Here is a 21,933-nt window from a genome sequence, read left to right on the forward strand (position 1 = left end):
TTATGCAAATTAAAGAAGAGATCCAAGCCTGGAACGAGATCCGAAATAGCCAAAAAGGCTTTCAGTTCTTGCAAGCAGGTAGCGGACTCACCCTCTCTAAAGAGGAGTTCCAACAGTGGAATAACAGCTCGGATTATGTTCACCTCTACCTAGCTAATCAAAATGATGCGCTCTGCTTCTATCTTATTGATGATTATCATGATCATGCCCAAGAGTATATCCTGGGCCAGACCATTTTCAAAAAGCAGTTTATTCATCCCACAATAAACGCTAAGCAACAGCCTCCTCTAGCAAAACAAGCAAACAACTTCCTTATCCAATTTCTTCAAGAGCTCAATAGCCGACTACAAGCAGCTAGCAATAGCTCTCTCGAGCAACAAAAGCAAAGCCTAGAAGAAGGCTGCAAAAAGATGCTGGACCAACTCAATACGCCCCTAGCCCTCAGCCAATTTCAACAGGCTGTTCAGAACCAAATAGATGCCGTGATCCCCAGCTTCCGCTGGCTGATGTTCTCCCCACAATGGTTCGAGGAATTGGCCCAAGCCGAAAAGGTGGTGCAGGCCTTCAAAATCCCTTTCCAAGATTTTAAATTCCTCTTCGAGGAGCACAATAGCCAAGAGGCTTTCCTCTTTTTTGGCCTGAAAGATACCCCCATGGAAGATTTTTCGACCACTATTGATGTCTTTCTGACCCAATACGACCCCAGTAAGAAAAGTAGCGAGGAGATTAGCTTTGTCCTAGCCAATCGCACGGCAGATATTAGCACGCCTTGCCCCCCTTACCATAGCTACGATCTCCCCCTGCTTAATTAGGTCTAGCCCCAATACCTACTTTTTATGCTTTTTGTTCTCCCCCTAGCCCTAAGCCAATCAAAAAGGGCTAATAAACTTTAGCTTGCCTAGGACTAGACAAAAAGCATATTTTAAGTACATTAGCCCCAATCAAATTGGGGCTTTTTACTTATGATGGAATGGATAAATTTACTAGGCCGATTGATTGCCGTCTCCGCTATCGTCATCCTAACGCTAGGCGGCCTGCTCTCAATCACTACAAAACAATACGCAGAGAAAAACTGGACCCTCACTTACCTTCTTTTCTTGCTCGCCACTGAAGGCCTCGCTAGTTATATTGGCTTTTATCGCCAAGAGAGCGTCTTCTTTATGTTTATCCTCTCTTTTTTCTTGCATTTCTCCTTCCTCAATCTCTACTATAACCACTTTCTCTTTCAACATCCGCCCTGGAAAACCCTGCTCAGCGCTAGCCTCGGCCTAATCCCCTTTCTCCTCTTTGTTTTGCCCGAACCCTACTACCAGTTATTCCGATACTATGACCGCCTGCCCTTCTCTTTCTCCATTATGCTCGCTAGCCTGCTCTATTTCTACCAATTGGTCAGCGGAAAAAGAACCTACGAAAAGCCTACAACCCTACTCAACGCCAGTATTCTCCTCTTTTTTAGCCTCGATGCCTTTTTGGCCCTAGCTACAGAGTACCTGATTCATGAAAACCTGATTTTAGTCTCTGGCTTTTGGACCATCAGAGCCATTTGCCTCCAATTATTCTATAGCGCTTTAATTTATCACGGATGGGCCCGCAGCAAAATGCCTCTACAGTTCTAATCCTCCTCGCTCTAGGAACCATTATCCTAGGGACCCTCCTCGGCCTGCTCTTTTTCTTCCTCCGCATTCACCTCAAAAGAATTAAGGCCGCCGAAGAAGAAAAACACCGCCTCGAGATTAACCACCAAAAAGCCTTGGCCTCAGCTACTGTAGAGATTCAGGAAAGAGAACGCGCCCGTATCGCAGAAGAATTGCATGACGATCTTATCGCCCAACTTTACCGAATTAAGCTCTCTAACTTTAATCCACAAATCAACCAGATGCTCAAAATGAGTATCCAAAAGGCCCGCGGCCTCTCTCACGATCTTAGCCCCCCTATGATTGATCAGGTAAATATGGAAACGATTCTGCTCGATTTTATCGAGCCCTTTCGACAAAAGTATCAAATTCAATCTAATCTCAATGATGGCAATAATAAAGAACTGCCCAAGGAGGCGAAGCTCCAACTCTTCCGCATTTTTCAAGAACTCATTACCAATATAGATAAACATGCCGCGGCTAAGCAGATAGATATTTATTACCGCTATCGCCATAATTATTTGGCCCTCCTCCTCCGCGATGATGGCCTAGGCTTTAAGGCCGAACAACAAAATGGCCTGGGCCTAAAGAATATTGCCATGCGCAGCCAAATCCTAGACGGTCAATTTAAGTTTAAACCCAATTCTCCAAACGGAACTACTTTTACTTTCCTACATTATGAGCCAAACAACTAAGATTAAGATCGCCATTACCGACGACGACTCTCTGGTGGTCCAACTACTTACCGAATACCTAGAGAAGTTCTCTCCCCTTCCCTGCCAGGTGGTCCTCCAAGCCTATAGCGGCCAAGAGTTTATAGAAAAGACCAAGCTCCCTAGCTTCCAAGAGGTCGATATTATCTTGCTCGATATGCGAATGAAGGAAGGAGACGGCCTTTGGGTGCTCAATGAATTGAGTAAGCAGTCTTTTTCGGCCAAGATTATTGTGCTCACTTCTTACTATAAAACGGCCTACATTGGCCAGATGATGAGCCTTGGAGCCCATGCTTTTTTGCCCAAAGAGATTGATAAGGAGCAATTAGTGGAAATCATCCAGGAGGTCCAGCAAAAAGGCCACTATTTTAGCAGCGAGCAGATGCAGTCGCTCCGCTCGCAAATTACGGCCAAATCGCCTAAGTTACAGCTCGATCCCAGTAGCCAGATTAGTCCCCGAGAACTAGAGGTGCTCCAACTGATTGCCCAGCAATATACCAATAAGGAGATTGCCGAAAAGCTCTGCCTGACGGTCAAGACCATTGAGGCCCATAAAAGTAATTTGCTGGCCAAAACGGGCTCTAAGAATGCGGTGGGCCTAGTGGTCTATGCTATAGAACAGGGCCTGATTAAGGCCAGCGATTGTATCCGCCTCAACTAATTTTTTTTGGTCTTTTTGACCTTTGTTTTTTCTTTTTTCCTTTTGGGGCCCGCGGCCCAGGCAGGCCTAGGGCCTGCCTGGGCCGCCGCTATGCTGCGCGGCTCGCTGTTACTTGCTTCGCTGCGTCGGCTCCCGTTGGTCGGGTCGCTCGGCCCATCGCTTTTTCGCTTTGCTCAAAAGCTCGGTCTGGCCTGCGGCCACCGCTGCGCAGCGCTGGGCCGCTCGGCCTCTTAGCTTGGCCAGTTCTTTCTGCTGCGGCCCCCTTGGCCCCTCCTTTTAAATGGTATTCGTCGCTGCGCTCCTCATCCGTCTATATGTCCCCGCCCACCCACCCCTCTACGGGATTCCCTAAGGAATCCCTCGGGATGGCTGGACCAACTCCTACACCTCCTCGCCCACTAAATAGGCGGCTTCGCCGCCTCTGGCCCAAAGGGACAGAACGGCCTAGTGATGCGGCGGGGTGGCCCAAAGGGCCAGACCCAGGCGGCGCAGCCGCCGCAGGGCCGAGCAGACCTGCGAGCCCCAAAGCGTAACGGCGCAAGGCGAAGCCGCAGCGCAGGCCCCAACTCCTCCCCTCAGAAAAATAGCGGAAATAAAACACAAAACCTCTAGCCCCTAGCGCCCAACATAAGCCCCCAGCGCCTCCAACAAAGCCGAAATATCCCCCAAATCCATATCCGCCCGCAGGCAAATGCGCAGGCGCTCCTGCCCCCTAGGCACCGTAGGGTATCGAATGGGACGCAAATCAAAACCCTGCCCCTCCAAATGCTCCGAAAGGGCCAAAACCTCCCGATTTCCTGGCCAAAAAATAGCCTGAATCGGTCCCTGATTGGCCGTCAAAATAGTCGAAAGGGCCAGTTTTTCCCTTAAGGCCAAATAATGGGCTAAACGCTGCTGCAGTTCGGCCCGCAGCCGCGCCCCCTCCCGCTCCAAATAGCGATAAACCAAGCGCAAATGCCCAATCTGAGGCAATGACATGGCCGTACTATAGATCAAAGGACGGGCAAAATTGATGAGATACTGCCGCAGGGTCGAGCTGCCCAAAATCACCGCCCCATGGCTGCCCACCGCCTTGCCAAAGGTATGCAGACGGGCAAAAATGCGCTGGCTCAGGCCTAATTCCTGAACCAAACCGCCCCCATTTGGACCAAAACAGGCCGTCGCATGCGCCTCATCGACCAAAAGGGCCGCCCCATAACGCTCCGCCAAATCGGCCAAGGCCCCCAAAGGCGCCCGATCGCCATCCATGGAATAAAGCGACTCCACCCAAATGTAGCGCAGCCCCTTGGGCGCAAGCGCCAACTGCCTCTCCAAATCCTGCAAATCATTGTGCGCAAAGGCAAAAGCCTGCCCCTTGGCCAGCTTTAGGGCATCATGCAAACTCGCATGGGCCAAGGCATCATAATATAAGGTATCGCCCCGCTGCAAAAGGGCCGAAACCAAGCCCAAATTGCCCAGATAACCCGTGTTAAACAGCAAAGCCGTTTCCGCCTCATGGAATTGGGCCAACTGCTGCTCCAACTCCAGCATAGCAGGATGATGGCCCGAAAGCAAGCGGGAACCCGTGGCCCCCATTTGCTCATATTTTTCTTGCCCCAACTGCAAAAGGAGCTCCCGATTCCTAGCCAAGCCCAAATAGTCATTCGAGCTAAAGCTAATGAGCTCTGGCCGATGGCGCAAACTGCGTTGCATCCCCCGCTTCGCATAGGCCGCAAGACGCTCTTGCAGCCGTTCTTCATGCTTCATGACTTACTCAATTCTGGCTACCGTATTGACCGCATCCAAGTTCTTAATCGACATAATAATCTGCTTGAGCTGGTCCTTATTTTGCACCATCAAACTAATCCGTCCTTCAAAATGACCCTCTAGGCCCTCCATAGAAAATGAACGCATATTGACGCCCAACTCATTGGTAATGATGTTAGACAACTGCTGCACCACCCCCATATCATCCATGCCCGTAATCAAGAGATCGGCCACAAAAGAGGTTTCGCCAGACTCTACCCATTCCGCCTTTTTTATCCGATAGCCATAAGTGGCCTGCATATGCTCGGCATTGGGGCAGGTGGTCCGATGAATTTTTAAGCCATGCTTAGAGGTCACATAAGCAAAAATATCATCGCCCATAACGGGATTGCAGCAGGTGGCCAAGGAGTAGGTATAATTGCTGGCATCTTCGCCATCTACCATCAATTTGGGCTTCTTAAACTGCTTGCGACTGGCCAAGGGACGTAATTTGGGGCCCTTGGGCTTTTCTATCTGTGCAATTTCCTCCTTAGGCGTATCGGCCAACTCTGGGAACAGCTTTCCCTGCTCCTGCCGCAAGAGCTTAATCTCATTTAAGTTGTACTGCCCCTGATAAATCCCATAATAAAGAGCGGGGCGATTCTCTAGGCCATAGTATTTGACCAGTACGTCTATATTCTCATCGGCATCTAGCTTGAGGGTTTTTAGTTTGCGCTCTAGGGTTTCTTTGCCCAGGGCGCCCAACTTCATACGCTCCTCACGGAGCGCCTGACGGATCTTATGTCGAGCCCGTCCAGTCTCCACCATCTTCAACCAACCCTTTGAGGGCTTTTGGTTGGGACTGGTCACCACCCTCAATTGGTCGCCATTTCGGAGGCGATAGCTAAGAGGAACAATCTTTTCGGCCACCTTGACCGCCTTACAATGATAGCCCACCTCCGAGTGAATATCAAAGGCAAAATCTAGGGCCGTGGCTCCTTTAGGGAAAAAGCGGAGGTCTCCCTTGGGCGTAAATACATAAACCTCCTCGGCAAAAAGGTTTGACTTAAAGCTGTTTAGAAACTCAATGGCATTGGTTTCTGGATTCTCTAACATTTCTCGGGCTTTGGTCAGCCAGCGTTCAAAGGTACTGCTTTGGCTGGATTTAACGCCCTTGTATTTCCAGTGTGCCGCAAAGCCCATTTCGGCAATTTCATCCATGCGCTCCGAGCGAATTTGCACCTCGACAAAGCGGCCCTTGGGCCCCATAACTGTCGTATGCAAAGATTCATAGCCATTGGTCTTTGGCATAGATACCCAATCTTTTAGGCGTTCGGGCACGGGGGTATAGTAATCGGTAATGATAGAATAGACATTCCAACAGGCGGCCTTTTCTCTTTCAATGGGTAAATCTAAAACAATCCGAATAGCAAAGAAATCATATATCTCCTCAAAGGCCAGTTGCTTCTTCTTGAGTTTGTTGTTAATGGAAGAAATGGATTTGGCTCGGCCAAAGATGCGGGCCTTATAGCCTGCAGCTTCTACAGCCTTGCGCACGGGAGCAATAAAATCTTCAATATAAGCCTCTCGCTCGTCCTTCGTTTCTTGTAATTTCTTGACAATGTCTTGGTACTCTGTAGGCTCGATGATCTTCATGACCAAATCTTCCATTTCCGTCTTTATGGAGTAGAAACCCAGACGGTGGGCCAAAGGCGCATAGATATAAGAGGTTTCTGAAGCAATCTTTAGCTGCTTATGATGAGGCATAGAGCCTAGGGTCCGCATATTATGTAGGCGGTCCGCCATCTTAATGAGCACCACCCGCACATCCTTGGCAATGGTCAAGAGGATCTTTTTAAAGTTTTCGGCCTGTGGGCTACTCATCTTATCGCCCTGTACATTATTGGCATTGGCAATACCCGAAAACTTAGTCAGGCCATCTACAATAGAACTTACCTTTTGGCCAAACAATAACCGAATTTGGGCTAAATTAACCTCCGTATCTTCTACCACATCATGCATAAGGGCCGCTTTGATAGAGCGAGGGGCCAAGCCTAACTCATCGGCACAAATACGGGCTACCTCTATGGGATGCAGAATATAAGGCTCTCCTGACTTTCGTCTTTGGCCCGCATGCGCCCGAAAAGCTAAAGTAAAAGCCAGACGCATTTCTCTTTCTTCCTCTGGCGGATAATCCATCCGCAGGCTGCCTAACAAATGCTCAAAGGCCGCATAGACTTCTTTTTCTTCATCGGCATTGAGATCGGTGGTTGGGTCTGGCAAATTTAAAGGCGCCAGCTTTTCTTCTATATAGTCTACCATAGTCTTATTCTTTTTATACAGGGCCCTACTCATCCAAAAATTTGATCCTCGGCCACCGCTTGCTCTTTTGCTTTCTTCTTTTAATAGAAAATCATTCTATTACAGAAAAAAATGCCCCTGCCCTAGCCCATAGGCTAAGCAGAGCACAACAACAAAAAAGAAATTTAGAGAGAAGCCCTTGCTTTTCCAAACTTTTTTAAGCTATTGTCTGCATCACTATATATTATATGTATAAAAGAAATAGGAAGCACTGCTTTTTTGCCCCTAAGTCAATTGATGAATAAAGCAGAAAGCTCTTTTTATCAGCGGACTAGCATCCCTTAGGCTAAAAACAAGGCGCCAGAGGCCTCTGGATTGTTACATTTAACCGTGGGGATTCCCCACAGCCATCTGGATTGTTACATTTAACCGTGGGGATTCCCCACAGCCATCTGGATCGTTACATTTAACCGTGGGGATTCCCCACAGCCATCTGGATCGTTACATTTAACCGTGGGGATTCCCCACAGCCATCTGGATTGTTACATTTAACCGTGGGGATTCCCCACAGCCATCTGGATTGTTACATTTAGCCGTGGGGATTCCCCACAGCCATCTGGATCGTTACATTTAGCCGTGGGGATTCCCCACAGCCATCTGGATCCTTAGATCATTATCTATAGTCTACACTTCCGTAACGACCACAAAAACAGCCTTAATTTTTCTACGTAAACAACAAAAGTTAAAAAAGTTGTGTTTTTTTCTGCAAAAGACTTGACCTTATAAAATCGTTTACCTATATTTATAACGTCAACTAATTAGTAAACTAATAAACGCAATCCAATGGTAGAAACTACTGGCTGGATCAAGACGGAAAACTTCGTCTATACGACCACCAAAGAAAACAAAAAGAAGATGTACCTTTTAGCGAAGGATCATGTTCACAAATTGACAGAAAAAGCGAGCAGCGATCCTGTCATTCAAGACATCTTGAACTTTATTCTTCCTGCCTATGAGGACTTTCTTCTTCAGTATCGTAAGAATACGGTAGAGAGAAGAGACTATCAGCAGAAAACAGCAACATTTAAGTCCCTGATTGCTCAATTGTCTGGCGTTGAAATTCGCCGCTGGGATGTTGAAATTCAGATGACCTATGATATTGTTACCAATGATTACCGTCTATTTCTTCCCTACGGACGAGAGCCCTTCCAAAAAGGGACCTATGATATGCGCATTGAGGCAGTCATGACCTTGGGAGATTTGTTGAGCGCCGATCCGCAGCTTCAGGGCTTGGGGGCTCGTGTACTTGCCTTTGGCCAGCAGCTAGATGATCTTCGTGGCCAGCAGCAGGGAGTAGAAGGTAATAACGATGACAATGTAGATGATTTGGAAGCCAAGCGTGAAGAGCTCGCTATTATACTTTATGGTGCTTTTGCTCGCCTATTGGCCCATTATTATCGTACGCCCAAGCGGGTAGATAACTTTTATGAGCTCAAGTATTTCCGCCGCAGCCGAAATAGCAGCCCAGAGCAAGAAGAAGAAAACGACAACTTTAGCAACTTTGAAGTGGCCCTAAGTCCTGGCAGCAGCCAGCAGCAACTAGAGGGCCTACTTATTGGTGGCGAGCGCTTGCGTTTGCAGCATATTAGCGGAGAGCCCGTCTTGTACTACTTCTTGGTTAATTCTAGCGATAGCCCAGGCCAACAGTATGAGTTGCAGCCCAACCAAAGCGTTGAAGTGATTGTCCCGCTTGGCCATCGTCTTATTGTGCTAGAGAATCCTAGCCGCCAAGACAGCCTTGTCGAGATTGAGCTACTGCCTAGCTAGACTTAGCAACAGAACAGCCATCCAAGACTATGGATGGCTTTTTCTTTGTTTGGGTCTTTGGCCCAAGAGCTGGCCCAAAAAGAAAGCGGCCTAGGAGAAATTCTCCTAGGCCGCTACTTATTATGGTCCTATTGCCTTAATCTAGCTTTAATTCAAAAGGCAGGCGCATTTGTGGTCCTTGCATGCTTCGCAAGTCTTTCACCTGCTTCATCCAGATCAAAAGCTCGGGATCTAGATCTTGAAGCAATTGATTTTTCTGCCATTCGCTGGGCGAGAAATCAACTTTTTTGCCTCCTGTCAAGCTTTCCATCAGCTCTTCTTCAAAGTTTTTGATCTTGGGGTAATGCACGGCATCATAGCTTTCGCCCAAATTGGCCAAGGCGGCAGCTTCTGTAATAGCGGCATCTAGGCCCGCAAGGCTATCGACCAATCCAATTTCTAGAGCGGCAGTGCCCAGCCATACACGGCCCTGAGCAATGCTATCTACATGGGCGCGCTTGAGGCCACGGCCCTCGCTCACTCGGTTTTTGAACAAGTCGTAAATCTCCTCAATAGATTGGGTAATGATGGCCCCCTCCTCTTCATTGAAGGCGTAATATTGGCCCATATCCCGACTCATGATTGAGAACTTGCCCGTTTTTACAGTATCCATGCTCAAGCCCAATTTCTCTTCATAGAGGCCGCGCATATTGGGGATCATACCGAATACCCCAATTGAACCCGTAATGGTATTGCTTTCGGCAAAGATTTTATCCGAGTTAGAAGCAATATAATAGCCGCCCGAAGCCGCTACATCTCCCATAGAGGTCACTACCTTAATGCCCTGTTCTTTGGCCAACTCAATTTCTCTCCAGATGACCTCAGAGGCAAAGGCAGAGCCCCCACCAGAATTTACTCGCAAAACAATGGCTTTCACCTTATCATCTTCACGGATTTCGCGGATGGTGCGAGCATAGAACTCGCCCCCAATACTCCCGCGATCGCCTTCGCCATCAACGATGCTTCCTTCTGCAAAGATGACGGCTACCTTATCCGAGCCCGCAGAGCGTTCCCGCAAGGCCTTTTTCTTCACATCATAGTAGCCAGAAAGCCCCACAAACTTCAGTTTGGCCTTTTTGTCATCCTGAATCCCGACTAGCTCACGCAACTCCTTAATGACTTCATCCTTATACTTCAGGGCATCTACCATACCGTATTGTAGGGCCGCATTGGCATTGCGAATCTTAGCCTGATTGGCCAATTGGTATAGACTATCGGCAGAGATGCCACGGCTCTCGCCAATGACCTCCAAATACTGCATATAGGCCCCATTGAGGTACTCCCGCACTTGCTTGCGGTTGGCCTCGCTCATATCCGTTCTGCGGAAAGGCTCGGTAGCGCTCTTAAATTTTCCTGCATAGTAGATCTGTGCTTTTACACCCAGCTTATCCATTAGGCCCTTATAGTACATAATTTGGCCCCCAAAGCCCATGAAATCAATACCGCCCATAGGGTGCAAATACAACTTATCTGCGGCAGAGGCTAGGTAGTAAGTAGACTGCGAATAGCTATTGGCATAACCCAAGACAAACTTCCCTGAGGCCTGAAAATCGGCTAGGGCTTCGCGGACCTTTTTCATGCTAGCAAAACCACCGGGGCTGCTCTTGGGAGAAAGGTAAATCCCCTTGATATTGGGGTCCTCCTTGGCCATGGCAATCAACTGCAAAAGGTCGGCTAGACCTACATTCTCGGCAAAGAGGCTTTCTAGGTCGGTGGCCCCACTTTTGTCCAAATTATTGCTCAATTCTGGAACAGCGGCCCCAAAATCTAGCTTCAAGATGCTGTTTTCCTCTACCTCAGGATCGCCGGGCTGGTTGAGCAGCACAATAGTCATAATAATAGCCCCCAAACCAAAGAGACCGACAATGGTCCCGAAGCAGGAAGCAAAAAACTCACGGATAAAATTCTTCATAGATGATTGATTTATTAGATATGTTCTTTTTCTGATGATTTGGGGCTGCCCCGCCCTGCGGGCGGGTCGGGCTGTCTCGCAGCTCGCTGTTCGCTCGGCCCTGCGCGGGCTGCGCCCGCTGGGTCTGGCCTTCGGCCACTGCTGCCCATCCCTCAGCCTCTGCGGCTAAAGCCGCAGCCAAGCGGCATAGCGCTTTGCGCTATTGGCTAAGATGGCGGGCTGGGGCCCGCCATATCGGCGGCTTCGCCGCCTCTTTGGACCAAAAAGGCCGCCTTGCTCAATTCATTAGAGAAAATAGTCAAAGTTTTTGGGACAAAAAAAGGGCTGCCCCTAAAAGTCGACAGCCCCACAGATATTTCGGACAAAACTTAGTGCCCTTTAAAATTGGGCGCACGTTTCTCCAAGAAAGCCGAGGCCCCTTCCTTAAAGTCTTCGGTATTCACGGCATTGGCAAACTCGATTACTTCTTTCTCGAAGCCGCCCTTGCTAAAGTGGCTATTGACACATTCGATCACTTTTTGGATAGCGATAGGGGCTTTAGTAGCAATCTTCTCTAGGAGTTCTTTGGCCTTAGCGACCTCCTCTCCTGCGGGCGTGACATAATTCAGCAAGCCGAGGCGGTAAGCCTCTTCGGCCTTAATCATATCGCCGGTCATGAGTAATTCGATGGCTTTGGTTTTGCCCAAGTATTGGATCAAGCGTTGGGTTCCGCCATAGCCGGGGATAATGCCCAGATTTACCTCGGGTTGGCCAAAGCGGGCCTTCTCGCTAGCTACACGAAGGTGGCAAGCCATGGCCAGCTCACAGCCACCGCCCAAGGCAAAACCATTGATCGCAGCGACAACAGGAACCTTAAACTCTTCAATCAAAAAGAAAATATCTTGGCCATGTTGGGCCATCTCCAAACCAGCCTGAGCGTCTAGTCCAGTAAACTCGCTAATATCGGCACCGGCCACAAAAGACTTGGGGCCTGCTCCAGTAAGGACCACCCCTTTAAGGCCTTCTACGGCTAGGGCATCTTGGCCAAAAAACTGCTTGAGCTCCTTCAAAGTTTGTTGATTGAGGGCATTGAGCGCTTTAGGGCGATTGATAGTTAGTGTAATGATGCCGTTTTCTTCAACGGCCAAAAGATTCTGATAAGTCATAATGATATCTGATTGATCAAATGGATGTTTTTCTATTGTGCTGCGTCTAGAGGCGGGCGCAGCCCGCCGGCCTAGCGATGGTAGGCAGTGCGGCGCAGCCGCAGACCCAGGCGCTGAAAGCGCCGCAGGGCCGAGCGAATAGCGAGCTGCCGAACGTAGCGCCGACGAGCGAAGCGAGGCGGAGGCCCCAAACAGAAGGCTATCGCTTTCTTTGCCAGAACAGCAAGCCCCCAAAGATAAGAAAGCCGAGCAAACTCCCCAAGAGGGCGGGCTGCCAATAAGGGGGGGAAAACTGCAATTCGATTTGGTGCTGGCCTGCAGGCAGCGGAAGGGCCATAAAACCCAGTTGGGCCCGATAAATCGGCTGCGCCTCCCCATTGACCAAAAGTTGCCAATTTGGATCGAAGGGAATAGAGAGGAAGAGGGCTGCGGGCTGCTCTAAGGCTATTTCGCCTTGGAGCTGCTTTTGGCCCAACTTGCTCCAGCGAACGACTTGGCGACTTCGGTTGGCGACATCTTGGCCCAGCTCATTTGGGCCATAAGCCTGAGGGTTGAGATTATTCAAGGGGTTGTCCTGCAGAGCAGTAAAAGCCCCTAGATCCTCTTGGGCCAGCACCAAAGTTTTGAGCAAAGCCATCTGTTGTCTAATTGATTGATTATCCTTGGGCAGGGCCTCCCATTGCTTTTCCGAGCATTTTGTATCGTAAGTGAAGCCTAGGGGAAGAAACATACTATTCTTCCAAATCTTGACGGCCCCCACACTATCTTGCAAAACATAAAAGAAAGGATTGAGGGGTTCCTTAGCCAGCCAATACTTGCTGCTAGCTAGGACCTGCAAAAGGGGCCGTTGGCGAATGCCGGGGGCCCAGCGGGTTTGGTTTTCGTCCTGGGGATCAATCACTGCAGTTTTGGCCAAAAAGCGGATATAATTCTTTTGGTTGAAAGAGTGATAAGAGGAGGAGCCCTTGAAGTTTTGGACCTTGGCATCATTGAGGCCATTGTGCATAGCGGGGCTAGAACTATACATCTTCTCTATGCGATAAAAGCCAGAGTCTTGGGCTTCAATTTTGGCCAAAGCGGTCATGCTCTCATCTTGGTAGCCTATATTTTTGGACCATTCTTCTTTGCTGATCATTTGGCGGTCGCTGCTATAGACCTGCTTAGCCGAGAAAATCAGCTCCGCCAAAAAGAGCAGGGCCAGAAAACCAAAGGCCTGCAAGCGATATTTTTCAACGGCTAGGGCCGCAATGGCTAGCGCGCTCCCCAGCAAAAAGATAAAGAGCAAATTCTGCAAAGGCTGATCGACCTCTACCTCTTTGGCCGATAGAAAAGGAACATAGAGCAGAGCCGCCCAAAAGACCAGGCTAAAAATGAGCAGCCAAATATTGGGTTTGGCTCCCTGCAACAGCTTAGAGAGTCCCTTTAGGGCCAAAAGCAGCAAGCCCGTGGCCACAAAAAGCGAGTAAATGCGGTAATAATTTCCTGCGTACAGCCAAATGCTATATCGGAAAAAGGGAATAAAAAGCGGGAGCAAGAGTAAAATCAAGGCGGCCAAGCTCAGGTAGCGTTGCTTGCCCTTTTGGAAAAAGAGCGCTTGGGGCAAAAGCAAGAGCAAAGGGAGAGCGATATAGAGACTAGGGGCCTCTAGGTAATTATTCCAACCCTTATAGGCCAGAACATTTTGGCCATTGGGCAACTGCTCATAGGCAGCCCCAAAGAAAAAGTTGGGAGAAAAGAGTCGGCCAAGGATCGTTAGGGCCTCTGCCTTTTGGGTACTGCCGAGGCCTTCCTGCATCAATTGGGCAAAAAAGGCGGATTCTCCGCCCACACGGGGGCTGTTGAGAATTTGGTCAATAGTACTAATTAGGAGGACCGAGCTCATGAGTAGGCCAACCGCTCCCCAGATCATTAGCCAGAGGTAGAGTTGGATAATGGCTTTTTTATCTTTCTCCCCCAACTCCAAGAGGCGAAAAACGCTATAAACGCCTACAAAGAGGCCAATAATATAGAGATCTACCGGCATATTGAGGGCCAAGAAAAAGACCGAAAGGCCGAAAGTCTCTCCTTTTTGTTTGGCCAGTAGGCGCTCAAAGCCCCAGAGGCAAAGCGCCATAAAAACGGCTTGAGTGCTGAAGACATACCAGCCTGCGCCAATGAGCAGAAAGCCAGAGAAAGCGAAGGCTAGTCCCCCCGCCATTTGGGCCAGGGGCGCCAGCTGTCTATAGCCTAAAAAGCGAAAGAAAAAGAAAGCCGCCAAAAGCAGCTTGAGTGCTTCCATCCAAGCGATGCCATAGGCCAGTTGTTTTGGGCCGAGGAGATAGAGCGGCCATTGGAAGGGGTCGCCTAGGCTAAGGGGGAGAATATTTTGTCCCATTCCTTGTTGGAAAGACCAAGTAGGGAGTCCCTCTTTTTGGAGGTAGTCTGCTACATGATGGAGTTGGGGATAAAACACATTGAGCGTATCGCTTCCAATATCTTTAAAGAGAAAGAGGTCTGGGCCAAAGAGAAAAGCGCTAAAGGCCAGCAGAAGCAAGATAGTCGTCAGGCCCAAAAAGATATAGGTTTTATGGGGCAGCCATTTTTGGGGAATAAGCGAAGAGGACATAAGGCGAAGAATTAGGGAAGCCCATTATGCTAGGGGCTTCCGTTGCGCTAAAATTGACTAAAAAAAGGCCCTTCTCAGCCAAGAGAAGAGCCTATAGAAAAGATTGCTTGTTATAACTAGTTAGAGCGTTTGTTGGCCAAATAGCTTACTCGGCGGAAGTTGGCTTTACGCAGCTCTGTTTTTACATCGGTGATGAGTCCCATTTTCACTTCCCCATCAATTTTCATGGCACAAGTCATTTCGTTGTGGCGTTCGGGGTTAATGGCCGAACGTTCTACATTGACAAACTGCATGATATCATCAGGAGTAGCAAAAGCATCGTTAAGTTGGATCTTAGGAGCCGAACCAAACTGAGCTTGATAAACGGGAGAAGGAGGACCGATGAAGATATGGCTCACCATAGATTTCTTCTCTAGCTTTTGAAGTTCAGTAGCTTGAGGAATTCTGACGCGCACCTTTACATCTGCATCACGCATTTTTGTTACTACCATAAAGAAACAGAGCAACATAAAAACGATATCGGGTAAAGAGGCGGTGGTGATACCGGGGGCATCCTTCTTTTTATTCTTCTTAAATTTAGACATGGTCTAGTGGTTTAAGATTTAATCAAATCGAGTGGGCTCCGCTTCAGAGAGGAACTTGGGATAATCCTCACGGATAGCCATACGGTCCTCTTTTTCGAGAGTTTGGTATGGGCGGCCAAAGCGGCGCTGGGCTTCTGACTCCCAAATGGCATTATAGGCAGCTTGTAGTTCGTTGTAGACCCCTAGGTAGGTAGCATAATCGGTTCCATCATCATTTTGCAGCGAGATCACTGCTGCTTTGGGGTTATCTGACATAGTAGGGTCAGAACCATTGTTGGTGATAAAACGGATAGCTTTTTCCTTAAGGCTTTCTACGGGAAAGCCGGGCTCTCCTTCTACAGCAAGCTGATTAGCCCCATTGATGACCACTTCTAGAACGTTACGAGAGTTTTTATCCTGAGGTTCTGGGGGTTCATCTACCCATTGGGGTAGGGTTACCTGTAGTCCAGAATCTGTTTGAATAGTCGTAGTAACGAGGAAGAAAACCAAAAGCAGGAAGGCGATATCGGCCATAGAGCCTGCGTTGATTTCTGGGATTTGTCTTTCAGCCATAATTCTTGATTTCTATGATTATGATTTAATGGTATCCCAAACTGCGGAGAAGACCCAGGCAGCGATACTGAGGAAAATCATGACCACAGCGAATAGGAGGAGGCCATCGACAAAAGCGACATCGCCAGCTTCTAGGTGGTGGTTATGGTTTCCTTGAAAGACTACCAATTCTTCGGCAGTGGGAGTAGTACCCATTGCTTTAGTGACAAAGAAAACAACCAACATTGCTCCGGCGGTAGCTAGGAACTTGATTGATTCTTTGATATTGAACGCCATGTAAAGGACGGGGCCTACAATAGCGACAATAGTACAAATAAAAATGAGTAGATAAGTAATATTTAGCGCAGGGTTGAAGATTCCTGAAGCATAAAGCGTAGGCCGATCTGCTTCCTCTGGAAAACCTCCAACGATTGCGAAGATAGAGATGAGAGACAATAAGGCACCTAAAGAGAAGCTAATTGTCACCCCATGCTTTTTCAAAAACTGATATGCACCGTTCATAAGGCATTTCTGATTTTTGGATGTGAATGGAGAAAATCAATTAGGCTTCTTTGCCATTATTGTTATAGCCGTTATCTAGGAGGATGTCAATCATAGAGATTGTAGCATCTTCCATTTTGTTAGATAGAGAGTCTACTTTGTTGGTAATCAAGTTGTAGAAAATCTGAAGGATAATCGCTGTGATCAGACCGAATACGGTAGTCAAAAGGGCTACTTTAATACCACCTGCTACATCAGAGGGGCGGATATCACCGGCGGCTTCGATCGCATCAAAGGCCGAGATCATACCGATTACCGTACCCATAAAGCCCAACATGGGAGCGAGAGCGATAAATAGTGCCAACCAAACCAAACCTTTTTCTAGAAGGCCCATTTGTACGCTACCGTTAGAAACGATGGCTTTTTCTACAGCGTCTAGGCCGTTATCTACGCGGCGGAGGCCTTCTCCGAGTACTTCGGCGGTGGGGCCAGGAGTAGCTTTGCAAAGCTCGTGAGCACCAGAAATATCGTTGGCGCGAACATGGTCCTCAATTTTGGTCAACAACTTTTTGGTGTTAATAGTGGCCAAGCTAAGCGTGATGATACGCTCAATAGCTACAGCCAAACCAAGGATCAAACAAACCAATACGAAGGTCATGAATTCCCAACCTCCATCAATATAGTATTTCTTAATTTGCTGGTAGAAAGTTACTTTTTCTGTTTCAGCATCTGCGGTTTCTACATCAGCGCCAGATTCTTCTTCAGGGGCGGCTTCTGGAGTTTCTTCAGGAGTAGCAGCGGGATCAGTTCCCTCTTCTGCAGTTCCTTCTTCTACTTGTTCAGTAGGCTCGCCGTTATCAGCGGGAGGATCTTGGGCATAAAGCGCCGTGGTTGAAATCGTTGCTCCCAAAACAAGCACAAGCAACAAAGCAAACAATCTTTTCATAATAGATGTGCGATTTAACAGTTTTTCGGAAAATTACTTTTCGTCTTTACCAAGAAGCAAGAAATCACTTCTTAGAAAGCAGCTTTAAAGTTAAAGTGTAGTTGAAAATTTGAGCGCCTAAATTACTTCAGGCGCTCGGGAATTAGCGGAGAGAGCGGGATTCGAACCCGCGGTACCCGTAAAGGCACACACGCTTTCCAGGCGTGCCCGTTCGACCGCTCCGGCACCTCTCCTGTTCTTTCCTCTGCCCTCGGGGCTTTCGGAACCGCACAAAATTTGTAAAATAAAGTTATAAAACAAAATTTTTTTTAAGCCTAAATTAACAAGCGCCTTTTTTTAGCTTTCATTTTGCTTTATTTCCTTCATTTTCAGGAGCCGCCTAATTTCCTCTTATCCTTAGCCTTTTGGGCCAATATTTGTTTTATAGACGCCTCTTTTTCAAAAAGGGGTGTGCGCCCCCTCTTTTTTTTCTAAAAAAACTGATTTGGAGTAGCTCCTTGCGTTTAGGGAGGGCCGAAGGCCCGACGGCTGAGGGATGGAAAAGGGGGGCCGAAGGCCAGACCAAGCAAAACGAGCGCTAGCGAAGTTTTGCGAAGGGCCGAGCAGACTTGCGAGCCCTGACACAGCCCGACCCGACCAAAGGGAGGGGCAGCCCCAAAACAAAAACGACCTACTCCAAATCATCATCTTAAAGGGTTCCTCTTAGCTCTTGCTCCCGCTCGATGGCTTCAAACAAGGCCTTGAAGTTTCCTTTGCCAAAAGATTGGGCGCCACAACGCTGAATGATTTCATAGAAAACGGTGGGGCGATCCTGTACCGGCTTGGTAAAAATCTGTAGCAAATAGCCATCTTCATCTCGGTCGATCAAAATATTGAGTTTTTTCAACTCTTCCAAATCCTCTTCAATTTTGCCTACCCGATCCAAGACCGTATCATAGTAGTTGTCGGGCACATAAAGGAAGTCTACCCCATTGGCTCTCAACTGACTAACGGTCTCGATGATATTATCGGTAGCCACGGCAATATGTTGTACACCGCCGCCCTGATAAAAGTCAATATACTCCTCAATTTGCGACTTCTTACGGCCTTCGGCGGGTTCGTTAATGGGAAACTTCACATAGCCGTTTCCATTAGATACCACCTTGCTCATCAGGGCTGTATATTCGGTAGAAATATCATTATCATCAAAGGTAATCAGGAGGTTAAAGCCCATCACTTTTTGGTAGTATTCTACCCATTTATTCATCTCGCCCCAACCGACATTGCCCACGCAATGGTCAATATATTTTAGGCCAACTGGCTGGATTTTCATAGGGCTTTCTTTGGCCATATAGCCCGGCATAAATGCGCCCTTATAATTTTTGCGCTCGACAAAAGTGTGCACGGTTTCGCCATAAGTATAAATACCGGCCAGCTTCACTTCTCCATCTTCATCGCTCAAGGTTTTAGGCTCAAAAGCCGATTTTGCCCCTCTTTCTAGGGCCACTTTATAGGCATTTTCTGCATCATCTACCCAAAGGGCCAAGGTTTTTACCCCATCGCCATGCTTTTTCACATGCTCCGCCACGGGATGATCGGGCACTAGAGCCGAAGTTAAAAGCAAGCGGATTTTGCCCTGCTCCAATACATAGGTACAAAGCTCCTTATCGCCAGTCTCCAAACCTCTATAAGCTACCAACTTATAGCCAAAAGCCGTTTGATAATAGTGGGCCGATTGCTTGGCATTTCCCACATAAAACTCCACATGATCGGTCCCCAATAGGGGCATTGCATCTTGGTTCATGTTACTGTTTTTTTTAACGTATTTAGATGATCTTGCTGTTCAGCGCCTAAACTTAAGGAATTTTTAGCGCTTTTTACTGTTTTTTGGGGCTGCCCCTTCCGCCGGGTTAAAACCCAGCGCAAAGCGGCATCGCTTTGCGAGCTTATACAAAATGAGGGTTAAAACCCTCATGAATTATCGGCCGGGTCGGGCTGTGTCGTGGCTCGCAGGTCTGCTCGGCCCTGCGGGGCTTTCGCTTCGCTTCAGCCCCTGGGTCTGCGGCTTCGCCGCACCACTTTCCATCCCTCAGCCTGCGGCCCTTCGGGCCTGTAGGACCTAAAAATCTTGCCCTCGCTCTAGCATATTCCAACGCAAGCCTAGGCGGCCCCAAAGCGCCTGCGGGCTTTCTATTAGGCCCGTTATCTTTTCTTGGCGGAAAGATAGGCCCAGGTCTACAAATAAATTGTGGCGCAGCTGATAACTGCCCAATAGGTCCAGATACAATAAATGAGTGGCCAGCCCCTGCCCTATTTGGTTGCCATACTCCTGTTCTCTTGTAATATAAGAAAGGTGGATATTGCTGCCCCAATTGCTGCCGCTGCTATCCTGCCCATAAAAGGCATAGGTACATTGGGCCCGAAGCTGTAGTTTGGGCATTGGCTGATAGCGAATAATGGCCAAAAACTCTCTAAAGTTGGCCCCTAGCGGATGGGCCAAAGGCTGATTATAATGCGTATAACTAGCCGAGCTATCTCTAAAGGTATAGGTATAGGGACGAACCGTATTAAACTCCAATTGCAGATCTAGATGATTGATATTGGCTACATTTCGGTATTTGAGGCCCAATTGCAGGCCTTGTTTGTTGGCCCACCAGCCGCCATTGGCCGCAGAGGGCGAACGGAAGACCTCTGAAAACACAAACTCATCAATGACCACTTGTCCATAAAAGGCAAAGCGCCGCAGAAAATCCCAGCGGAAATTTAGGCCCAGCATAGCATTATCTGGGCTGCCTAGGCCTTGCTCTACTGCCCGATAAAAAATAAGGGGATTGAGATATTGCAATTCAAAACCTTGCTCTCGACCGAAAACGATGGCCTCAAACAAGCCAATTTGTAGGTTTTTGCTCAGTTTGAGGTCCAGATAATGCGCTGCCAAATACTTTTTGGGATAGAGCCCATTGGCTACGGGTGCATGATCCTGCGTCAATTCCGCAAAGATATTGCGGTAATGAAAGCGCCAAATGCGAGTATCTAATTGCAGATAAAAATAATTGTTTGAGAAATCGGACAAGAGCAAAGAGCGGTGCCCATCGCCAATAAAATGGCGGCCATGGCCCAAGCGGGCCGAGATATAGGGCATAATCTGAAAGCCAATATGTCCTTGGGCCAATAGATAATCTACCCCATCTTCTGGGGCATCGGTCAGTTGGCTATCATAGACCTTATAAAAGCCCGCTCTGGGCACCGCCCCAAACTGGCTAATTCGGTTTTGGATATGGCGGGGAAAAGCTGCCTGATTTTCGGTAAGGGTTGTCGAGAAAAACAAACGTTTAGCAATATCCCCCTCTAGGCGCAAGCCTCTGCGGTTGAGGAAAAGCAGGTTTTGGCTTCCATCTTCTAGGCGCTCCCCTCCTGCTTGCAGATGCAATAAAGGATTGACCGAAAAATAGAAATCGCCAGTTTGCAAGGCATATAGATTGGCCTTTTGTCTGTAAAAATGCGACCAAAAACTTTTGGGCGCGGGGGCCAGGCTATCCCAAAGGGCATTATCGGTTAAAAGATAGCTAGAGTCTGGACTTTGGCTGGCCAGCTTGCGCAGATCGCTGCGCAAAAAGGGCCGCAGGCTCGTATGCGCGCCTTCTAATTGTGGAGCAAGGGTCTGTGCTCGGTCCAAATAATCATCAGCAGGGCCCTGCAGGGGGCTATATTGGCTAGTTTGGGCCCAAACACTGGCCGAAAGCAGCAAGGGCAGAAAATAAATGAGCGTTTTCATGAAAACGAATTAGAGCGTAAAGATAGCCCGCAGGCTAAACATATAGGGATTGAAATAAGTATCCTTTCGGATATTCATGGGGGCTCTTTGCCAGCGAACATTGAGGCCCCAATTTTTGGTAAAATAAAAGGTCAGGTCGGCCACAATCATGACATAATCCTTGCGAAAATTATCAATTACTGCGGGATCATCCTGCCCATTTACTTCTACGGTGGCATTGAGGATACGATTATAGGAAAGCCCCGCCCCAAACTGCATGCGGTGGTAGCTATCCTTGCCATCTTCTGTGGAAATTTCCCAATCTTTGAGTAAGATAAGGACGGGCACCTCTATATTATTAAGGTGTAGATAAAAATTGCGAGGCGCTCCCTGAAGAGAGGGAGACTGGCTGCCTTGCTGAGAAAAAAGAATCTCTACCCCTAGGTCCCAAATGGGCGCCAAACGGGCCGTTCCTCTGGCGCCAAGATTTAGGCCGGGCTTGGTATAGCCTGCGGCATCATCGCCATCTATTTGGGCCATATTTATTCCAGCAATAATACTAGCCGAAAAGCGATTCTGATAATCTGAAGATTGGGCCTGAAGCTGTAGTGCTCCAATCCATAAGGCAAGAAAGCATAAGATATTAAGTCGCATAGTAAATATTTTAGCGTGAAAGCCTCAAAATACTGCGCTTTTAGGGGATTGGGAAGGCGGGGGCTGTTTTTTATCCCTTAAACTCTGGCTGGGACTATTTAAAATTTTGGGTCTGCCCTTTCCTGCGCCTAGGGACAAGCCCCTAGGCTAGCTTTTCAGACAGCCCTCTAAAGAGGGCCTTTGGATAAAGCTAGCTGCAGCCTAAAGGCCGCAGCCAATCTTGTTGGGCCATCATCTTGCTCGCCGCAGGAGCTTAAAAGCCCCTGCTTTTTTAGGGTTGAGCAAATTAGGTTTTGTTTTCAGGTCCTGCGGGTTTTAAGCTGCAGATCTATATATACATCCTACAGGCCCGAAGGGCCGCAGGCCTAGCGATGTGGAGGGGTGGCCGAAGGCCAGACCGAGGAGCGGAGCGACGAAGGGCC

At 48.2% G+C, this 21,933-nt stretch carries 17 protein-coding genes and 1 tRNA gene; 5 read left to right on the top strand and 13 right to left on the bottom strand.

All coding sequences use genetic code 11. The features are described from left to right. Positions 1 to 2 precede the first annotated feature (2 nt). The 4 genes from SGRA_RS05120 (at position 3) to SGRA_RS05135 (ending at position 3,008) form a co-directional block, all read left to right on the top strand. Positions 3 to 812 carry a hypothetical protein gene (locus tag SGRA_RS05120; protein WP_015691538.1) on the top strand — a complete coding sequence of 270 codons (810 nt, stop codon included), beginning with the start codon at positions 3 to 5 and terminating at the stop codon, positions 810 to 812. A 150-nt stretch (positions 813 to 962) separates the two neighbouring features. After that, positions 963 to 1,616, top strand: a complete 654-nt coding sequence (locus tag SGRA_RS05125) for a hypothetical protein (protein ID WP_148268276.1) — start codon at positions 963 to 965, stop codon at positions 1,614 to 1,616. Further along, the gene (locus SGRA_RS05130; RefSeq protein WP_015691540.1) at positions 1,583 to 2,329 is read left to right on the top strand and encodes a sensor histidine kinase; all 747 of its coding nucleotides are present in this window, start codon (positions 1,583 to 1,585) and stop codon (positions 2,327 to 2,329) included. Before SGRA_RS05125 ends, SGRA_RS05130 begins: the two co-directional genes overlap by 34 nt. Beyond that, a complete protein-coding gene (locus tag SGRA_RS05135; protein WP_015691541.1) occupies positions 2,313 to 3,008 on the top strand; it encodes a response regulator transcription factor in 696 nt (231 codons plus the stop codon). The genes SGRA_RS05130 and SGRA_RS05135 overlap by 17 nt, the downstream gene beginning before the upstream one ends. Before the next feature lie 615 nt (positions 3,009 to 3,623). Here SGRA_RS05135 and SGRA_RS05145 read toward each other — a convergent pair. After that, positions 3,624 to 4,754 carry an aminotransferase class I/II-fold pyridoxal phosphate-dependent enzyme gene (locus SGRA_RS05145; protein WP_015691543.1) on the bottom strand — a complete coding sequence of 377 codons (1,131 nt, stop codon included), beginning with the start codon at positions 4,752 to 4,754 and terminating at the stop codon, positions 3,624 to 3,626. A 3-nt stretch (positions 4,755 to 4,757) separates the two neighbouring features. Beyond that, complete coding sequence (locus SGRA_RS05150) at positions 4,758 to 7,055, bottom strand: RelA/SpoT family protein (protein ID WP_015691544.1); 2,298 nt, start codon at positions 7,053 to 7,055, stop codon at positions 4,758 to 4,760. 822 nt (positions 7,056 to 7,877) lie between these two features. On the opposite strand from SGRA_RS05150, the gene SGRA_RS05155 reads away from it, so the two are divergent. After that, the gene (locus SGRA_RS05155) at positions 7,878 to 8,861 is read left to right on the top strand and encodes a hypothetical protein (protein ID WP_015691546.1); all 984 of its coding nucleotides are present in this window, start codon (positions 7,878 to 7,880) and stop codon (positions 8,859 to 8,861) included. Between the two features lie 136 nt (positions 8,862 to 8,997). Here the strand turns inward: SGRA_RS05155 and sppA are convergent, their stop codons facing one another. From sppA to SGRA_RS05215, 11 genes are all read right to left on the bottom strand, one after another. Further along, the gene (gene sppA / locus SGRA_RS05160) at positions 8,998 to 10,812 is read right to left on the bottom strand and encodes a signal peptide peptidase SppA (RefSeq protein ID WP_015691547.1); all 1,815 of its coding nucleotides are present in this window, start codon (positions 10,810 to 10,812) and stop codon (positions 8,998 to 9,000) included. 368 nt (positions 10,813 to 11,180) lie between these two features. Further along, positions 11,181 to 11,957: an enoyl-CoA hydratase/isomerase family protein gene (locus tag SGRA_RS05170; protein ID WP_015691550.1), complete on the bottom strand. Its 777-nt coding sequence runs from the start codon at positions 11,955 to 11,957 to the stop codon at positions 11,181 to 11,183. 199 nt (positions 11,958 to 12,156) lie between these two features. Beyond that, a complete protein-coding gene (locus tag SGRA_RS05175) occupies positions 12,157 to 14,562 on the bottom strand; it encodes a YfhO family protein (protein ID WP_015691551.1) in 2,406 nt (801 codons plus the stop codon). A 116-nt stretch (positions 14,563 to 14,678) separates the two neighbouring features. After that, positions 14,679 to 15,146 (bottom strand): ExbD/TolR family protein, encoded by a 468-nt coding sequence (locus SGRA_RS05180; protein WP_015691552.1) that lies wholly within the window; start codon positions 15,144 to 15,146, stop codon positions 14,679 to 14,681. An 18-nt stretch (positions 15,147 to 15,164) separates the two neighbouring features. Next, on the bottom strand, positions 15,165 to 15,698 hold the full coding sequence (locus SGRA_RS05185) for an ExbD/TolR family protein (protein ID WP_015691553.1): 534 nt from the start codon (positions 15,696 to 15,698) through the stop codon (positions 15,165 to 15,167). 18 nt (positions 15,699 to 15,716) lie between these two features. Next, positions 15,717 to 16,199 (bottom strand): hypothetical protein, encoded by a 483-nt coding sequence (locus SGRA_RS05190; protein WP_015691554.1) that lies wholly within the window; start codon positions 16,197 to 16,199, stop codon positions 15,717 to 15,719. A gap of 40 nt (positions 16,200 to 16,239) precedes the next feature. Continuing rightward, on the bottom strand, positions 16,240 to 17,124 hold the full coding sequence (locus tag SGRA_RS05195; RefSeq protein ID WP_015691555.1) for a MotA/TolQ/ExbB proton channel family protein: 885 nt from the start codon (positions 17,122 to 17,124) through the stop codon (positions 16,240 to 16,242). Between the two features lie 146 nt (positions 17,125 to 17,270). Then, positions 17,271 to 17,357 (bottom strand) — tRNA-Ser (locus SGRA_RS05200). A 455-nt stretch (positions 17,358 to 17,812) separates the two neighbouring features. Then, positions 17,813 to 18,907: a 4-hydroxyphenylpyruvate dioxygenase gene (gene hppD / locus SGRA_RS05205; protein WP_015691557.1), complete on the bottom strand. Its 1,095-nt coding sequence runs from the start codon at positions 18,905 to 18,907 to the stop codon at positions 17,813 to 17,815. Positions 18,908 to 19,222: 315 nt separating this feature from the next. Further along, positions 19,223 to 20,878 (bottom strand): capsule assembly Wzi family protein, encoded by a 1,656-nt coding sequence (locus SGRA_RS05210; protein WP_015691558.1) that lies wholly within the window; start codon positions 20,876 to 20,878, stop codon positions 19,223 to 19,225. 9 nt (positions 20,879 to 20,887) lie between these two features. Beyond that, the gene (locus tag SGRA_RS05215; protein WP_015691559.1) at positions 20,888 to 21,511 is read right to left on the bottom strand and encodes an outer membrane beta-barrel protein; all 624 of its coding nucleotides are present in this window, start codon (positions 21,509 to 21,511) and stop codon (positions 20,888 to 20,890) included. Between the last annotated feature and the right edge of the window lie 422 nt (positions 21,512 to 21,933).

Source organism: Saprospira grandis str. Lewin (assembly GCF_000250635.1).
GTDB lineage: Bacteria > Bacteroidota > Bacteroidia > Chitinophagales > Saprospiraceae > Saprospira > Saprospira grandis.

What these genes read in the sequence shown, in the direction of transcription:
- SGRA_RS05210 (WP_015691558.1), bottom strand. Translation starts at nt 20,878, where the DNA reads ATGAAAACGCTCATTTATTTTCTGCCCTTGCTGCTTTCGGCCAGTGTT.
- SGRA_RS05135 (WP_015691541.1), top strand. Translation starts at nt 2,313, where the DNA reads ATGAGCCAAACAACTAAGATTAAGATCGCCATTACCGACGACGACTCT.
- SGRA_RS05120 (WP_015691538.1), top strand. Translation starts at nt 3, where the DNA reads ATGCAAATTAAAGAAGAGATCCAAGCCTGGAACGAGATCCGAAATAGC.
- SGRA_RS05170 (WP_015691550.1), bottom strand. Translation starts at nt 11,957, where the DNA reads ATGACTTATCAGAATCTTTTGGCCGTTGAAGAAAACGGCATCATTACA.
- SGRA_RS05145 (WP_015691543.1), bottom strand. Translation starts at nt 4,754, where the DNA reads ATGAAGCATGAAGAACGGCTGCAAGAGCGTCTTGCGGCCTATGCGAAG.
- SGRA_RS05190 (WP_015691554.1), bottom strand. Translation starts at nt 16,199, where the DNA reads ATGAACGGTGCATATCAGTTTTTGAAAAAGCATGGGGTGACAATTAGC.
- SGRA_RS05125 (WP_148268276.1), top strand. Translation starts at nt 963, where the DNA reads ATGATGGAATGGATAAATTTACTAGGCCGATTGATTGCCGTCTCCGCT.
- SGRA_RS05130 (WP_015691540.1), top strand. Translation starts at nt 1,583, where the DNA reads ATGGGCCCGCAGCAAAATGCCTCTACAGTTCTAATCCTCCTCGCTCTA.
- hppD (WP_015691557.1), bottom strand. Translation starts at nt 18,907, where the DNA reads ATGAACCAAGATGCAATGCCCCTATTGGGGACCGATCATGTGGAGTTT.
- SGRA_RS05150 (WP_015691544.1), bottom strand. Translation starts at nt 7,055, where the DNA reads ATGGTAGACTATATAGAAGAAAAGCTGGCGCCTTTAAATTTGCCAGAC.
- SGRA_RS05195 (WP_015691555.1), bottom strand. Translation starts at nt 17,124, where the DNA reads ATGAAAAGATTGTTTGCTTTGTTGCTTGTGCTTGTTTTGGGAGCAACG.
- SGRA_RS05155 (WP_015691546.1), top strand. Translation starts at nt 7,878, where the DNA reads ATGGTAGAAACTACTGGCTGGATCAAGACGGAAAACTTCGTCTATACG.
- SGRA_RS05175 (WP_015691551.1), bottom strand. Translation starts at nt 14,562, where the DNA reads ATGTCCTCTTCGCTTATTCCCCAAAAATGGCTGCCCCATAAAACCTAT.
- SGRA_RS05180 (WP_015691552.1), bottom strand. Translation starts at nt 15,146, where the DNA reads ATGTCTAAATTTAAGAAGAATAAAAAGAAGGATGCCCCCGGTATCACC.
- sppA (WP_015691547.1), bottom strand. Translation starts at nt 10,812, where the DNA reads ATGAAGAATTTTATCCGTGAGTTTTTTGCTTCCTGCTTCGGGACCATT.
- SGRA_RS05185 (WP_015691553.1), bottom strand. Translation starts at nt 15,698, where the DNA reads ATGGCTGAAAGACAAATCCCAGAAATCAACGCAGGCTCTATGGCCGAT.
- SGRA_RS05215 (WP_015691559.1), bottom strand. Translation starts at nt 21,511, where the DNA reads ATGCGACTTAATATCTTATGCTTTCTTGCCTTATGGATTGGAGCACTA.